We start from the raw sequence: 1616 nt of genomic DNA, 5'->3' as shown, positions 1-1616 counted from the left end.
ATCGACGCATTAGTCATGTCCTCAAGCCCCCGGATGTACTGATCAGAGGGGTGACAACTTTCCTGAAACTGGGGGGCACCAGCCTTGAGGCGCTGCACACGGCTCCCGACTTTGATCGGGCCTTTCTCGACCAGATAATTTCCCACCACCGCATGGGCGTGATGATGGCTTCCCACGCCCAATGGGGCACCATCCATCCCGAGCTGCGGGAGCTGGAGGCGGCGATGGTGCGGGTGCAGAGCGAGGAGATCGAGCAGATGGCCCAGTGGTATCGGCAGTGGTTCGGATCGGCGAACCGATGAAGCCGCCAGGGAGCTCCCCAGACCGCCCCAGCCTGGTGGCGAACGCCCGGCTCAGCGGTCCGCGACGACCAGCGCGGTAGTGGCTGGAGCCGGCGTACTGCCTCCGCAAGCCTCCGAGCTTTCGAGCATGGCGAACAGTTCGGCCTGCAGGTTTTGCATCGCTGTGATGTTCTCGCCGATCTGACCAGCCTTACTGCTGATCCGCGGCCTCAGATCACGGCAAGTGCAGACGCTTGAGGCGCGGCGGTGGCGTGTAACTCGCAAACGGTGCTGATGTGCAATAGCTCGCCGAAGCTTCTGCCGCTAGGAAACAGTGGCCTTTGTAAGGTTAGGAAGCCTCTTTTGGCCGTCCCCTGGTGCGGATCTTGTTCGTGTGGACGATCCACACAATTAGGACTGATAGCAGAGCGCTGAAGTAGCACCATACCGACACAAACGCCTGGCGGTAGGCCAATTCCGCCACTAGGCCGCTGGCCAGCAAAGCCACCCCGAAGATTCGCAGCCAGGGGTAGGGGAGAAGCAGCAGAGGTATGGCGACAACAGCGGCATAGAGGTAGCGAATCGAATCGGCTATACCGTCGCTCACTAGTAGCGTCAGGCCGTAGTCGATCGACCCTTTGACTACCACCGGTTCGATTCGCGTTGGCTGCAATAGCAGGGGCAGCCAGAGCCATATCCCCAGCAGCAGCCCTACCCCCTGCAGGATCTGCAGCAATTGCCGGGCATGCTTATGCCAATGCTGCGGCCAGAGGCGTAGGGCCAGGTAGGGAATCCAAATGGGCCAGAAGGTCATGGCAAAGAACAGATAAGCCAAGGCCCCACCCTTGAGCAGGGGTGATGCAGGCCCATGGTTGAGTCCAAGCCACACCAGACCTTCCATGGCCTGCTGCATGCCAAAGACCACTGGCATCAGAGCCAGGGGCAGCAGCTCAGGGCGATGGTCTCGCCATGGACGCGCCAAAGCCGTGATGCCCAGAGGCATCAACAGCGCTGCACTAGTGAAGCTGGCGGCGGCTGAGAAACACATTTCACGACGCTCTAACCCAACTGTCATTTCACCTTAGGCACTTTCCTCCCTAAATCTTGCAGTGTGGTCCATTTCCCCGGAGGGCCCCCCCCAGTCAATAAAAAAGCCCCCTCTAGCGAGGGAGCTTTTGGGATTCCGTTATTTCCCAGCCGTAGCTGGGCTGTTGAGTATCAACCGATTGCAGGTGCGGTCAGTGCCACGGGGGTGGCAGTAGCAGCAGCAAGGTCAAGCGGGAAGTTATGAGCATTGCGCTCGTGCATCACTTCCATACCCAGACCAGCGCGGTT

General features: G+C 59.8%; 2 protein-coding genes and 1 pseudogene. 1 reads left to right on the top strand and 2 read right to left on the bottom strand.

From position 1 onward, the window contains the following. Positions 1-302, top strand: a 302-nt coding sequence (locus AC01FP_RS17480) for a DUF305 domain-containing protein (protein ID WP_474481989.1), incomplete at its 5' end; no start/stop codon positions are given. 328 nt (positions 303-630) lie between these two features. Here AC01FP_RS17480 and AC01FP_RS17475 read toward each other — a convergent pair. Then, a complete protein-coding gene (locus tag AC01FP_RS17475; protein WP_474481988.1) occupies positions 631-1329 on the bottom strand; it encodes a DUF6629 family protein in 699 nt (232 codons plus the stop codon). 170 nt (positions 1330-1499) lie between these two features. Further along, positions 1500-1616, bottom strand: a pseudogene (locus AC01FP_RS17470) (photosystem II q(b) protein); the annotation flags it as partial.

Source organism: Cyanobium sp. NIVA-CYA 375 (genome assembly GCF_056108345.1).
This window is presented reverse-complemented; position numbering and strand designations above follow the sequence as displayed.

Excerpts from the sequence above, each read along its gene's own strand:
- AC01FP_RS17475 (WP_474481988.1), bottom strand. The coding sequence starts at position 1,329 with ATGTGTTTCTCAGCCGCCGCCAGCTTCACTAGTGCAGCGCTGTTGATG.